The sequence below is a fragment of the Acidimicrobiales bacterium genome (assembly GCA_036273495.1).
Taxonomy (GTDB): Bacteria; Actinomycetota; Acidimicrobiia; order Acidimicrobiales; family JAJPHE01; genus DASSEU01.
This window is the reverse complement of the sequence record DASUHN010000097.1, coordinates 1-2,387: the sequence shown is the minus strand read 5'-3', so window position 1 is coordinate 2,387 and position 2,387 is coordinate 1. Positions and strand designations below refer to the sequence as shown.

Below are 2,387 nucleotides of genomic sequence, written 5' to 3'. Positions count from 1 at the left end.
GGAGACGGCGGCCAGCAGGCCGGCGGGGAGAACAGCCACCCCCAGGTAGGCTCCGCGCCCGATGGCGGCCAAGCTGAGAGCGGTCCGCGGCGCCACCACCCTGGACGAGGACAGCGCCGATCAGGTCGATTCGCGCGTCCGCGAGCTGATGGCCGAGATGATCGAGCGCAACGGCATCGACCCCGAGGACCTGGTCAGCATGCTGGTCACCGCCAGCCCCGACGTCCACAGCGCCTTTCCGGCCAGCGCGGCGCGCAGGATGGGCCTCGACGACGTGCCGGTGATCGGGGCCCAGGAGCTCGACGTCAGCGGGGCCACCCCGCTGTGCATCCGGGTGATGATGCACGTCCAGAGCGAGCGCAGCCGGGGGGAGATAGCCCACGTCTACCTCCGCGGCGCCCAGGGCCTCCGGGAGCGGGCCGGGCTCGGCGCTCCCGACGCCGTCGGGCGGGGGAGGTGAGCGAGCCCGCCGGCCGGGCCGCCATCGTCGGGCTCGGCCTGATCGGGGGCTCCCTCGGCCTGGCCCTGCGGTCGCGGGGCTGGCACGTGACCGGCCGCGACGTCGATCCGGCCCGTCAGACCCGGGCCCGGGAGATCGGCGCCGTCGACGACCTCGGCGACGGCCGGGATGCCGACGTCACCTTCGTGGCCACCCCGGTGGGAGCGGTCGTCGAGGAGGCGCGCAAGGCCCTGGCGGCCGGGGGTCTGGTCACCGACGTCGCCGGGGTGAAGGGCTCCATCGTCGGGGCGGTCGACGATCCCCGCTTCGTGGGCGGCCATCCCATGGCCGGGTCCGAGCAGGTGGGCCTGGACGGGGCCGACGCCAGCCTGTTCGAGGGAGCCACGTGGGTGCTGACCCCGACCGGGACCACGGACCCGGCCGGCTTCACCCGGCTGCGGGACGTCCTGATCTCGCTCGGGGCCAACGTGGTGGCGGTCAGTCCCGCCGACCACGACGCCCTGGTGGCCGTGGTCTCCCACGTTCCCCACCTGACCGCCGCCGCCCTCATGACCCTGGCCTCCGAGGGGGCCGAGGAGCACGCCGCCCTGTTGCGGCTGGCGGCGGGGGGCTTCCGGGACATGACGCGCATAGCCGCCGGCCACCCCGGCATCTGGCCCGACATCTGCTCGTCCAACCGCACCGCCATCCTGGCGGCCCTCGACCGCCTGATCGCCTCGCTCGGGTCGGTCCGGGCCCTGGTCGACGGGGAGCAGGCCGAGGGTCTCCTGGCCCTCCTCGACGCCGCCCACGTGGCCCGCCGCAACCTCCCCGTCCGCCCCGTCCGTCCCGAGGACCTGATCGAGCTGCGGGTCCCGGTGCCGGACCGGCCCGGGGCGCTGGCCGAGGTGACGACCCTGGCGGGGGAGTTGGGCGTGAACATCGAGGACCTGGCCATCGCCCACTCGGCCGAGGGCAAGGGGGGGACCCTGCTCCTCGTCGTCGACGCCCGCTCCGCCGACCTCATGCGCGGCGCCCTTCTGGCCCGGGGCTTCCGGCCCTCGGCCCAGCCGTTATGACAGCGAGGGCGGCAAAGGTGTTCACCATCGCCGGGTCGGGCCCGTTGCGGGGCCGGATACGCGTTCCCGGGGACAAGTCGATCTCCCACCGGGCGCTGATGCTCGGCGCCGTGGCCGAGGGCGTCTCCCGGGTCACGGGCCTGTCCGACGGCGACGACGTGACGCTCACGGGGCGGGCGGTGCGGGCCATGGGGGCCGAGATCGACGGGGAGCGGATCTCCGGCGGCACCAGCCGCCTCCACGAGCCCGAGGACGTCATCGACATCGGGAACTCGGGCACGGGGATCCGGCTCCTGGCCGGGCTGTGCGCCGGGCTCCCGTGGCTCACCGTGCTCACCGGGGACGCCTCGATCCGCACCCGGCCCATGGACCGGGTCGCCCTGCCGTTGCGGCAGATGGGGGCCACGGTCGACGGCCGGGGCGGCGGACGGCTCCCGCCGCTCACGGTGCGCGGGGGCGGCCTGCACGGCATCGACTATGCCCCCCCGATGGCCAGCGCCCAGGTGAAATCGGCCGTGCTCCTGGCCGGGCTGTCGGCCCAGGGGGAGACCGTGGTCCGCGAGGCCGTGGCCACCCGGGGCCACACCGAGGAGATGCTGCAGGCCTGCGGCGCCGACATCTCGATCCACCGCGTGGGAGGAGGCCGGGTCGTCCGCCTGAAGCCCTCCCGCCTCAAGCCCCTCGACCTCGACGTGCCCGGCGATCCCTCGCAGGCCGCCTTCTGGGTCGTCGCCGCCTGCATCGTCCCGAAGTCCGACGTCGTGGTCGAGGGCGTGTACGTGGGCCCGGGGCGGGCCGCCTTCCTCGACGTGCTCCAACGGATGGGCGCCGAGGTCACGGTGGAGAACCGAGAGGGCACGGTGGGCGAC

Annotated in this window: 3 protein-coding genes; all 3 read left to right on the top strand. The window is 75.1% G+C overall.

Annotation, left to right across the window (positions count from 1 at the left end; genetic code table 11):
* Positions 1-61: 61 nt before the first annotated feature.
* The gene (gene aroH / locus VFW24_03785) at positions 62-460 is read left to right on the top strand and encodes a chorismate mutase (protein ID HEX5265871.1); all 399 of its coding nucleotides are present in this window, start codon (positions 62-64) and stop codon (positions 458-460) included.
* Complete coding sequence (locus VFW24_03780) at positions 457-1,518, top strand: prephenate dehydrogenase/arogenate dehydrogenase family protein (GenBank protein ID HEX5265870.1); 1,062 nt, start codon at positions 457-459, stop codon at positions 1,516-1,518. The genes aroH and VFW24_03780 overlap by 4 nt, the downstream gene beginning before the upstream one ends.
* A gap of 17 nt (positions 1,519-1,535) precedes the next feature.
* Positions 1,536-2,387, top strand: an 852-nt coding sequence (locus VFW24_03775; GenBank protein HEX5265869.1) for a 3-phosphoshikimate 1-carboxyvinyltransferase, incomplete at its 3' end; no start/stop codon positions are given.

Bases quoted from the DNA above. Each gene is read 5' to 3' on its own strand.
- aroH (HEX5265871.1), top strand. From the start codon at position 62: ATGGCGGCCAAGCTGAGAGCGGTCCGCGGCGCCACCACCCTGGACGAG.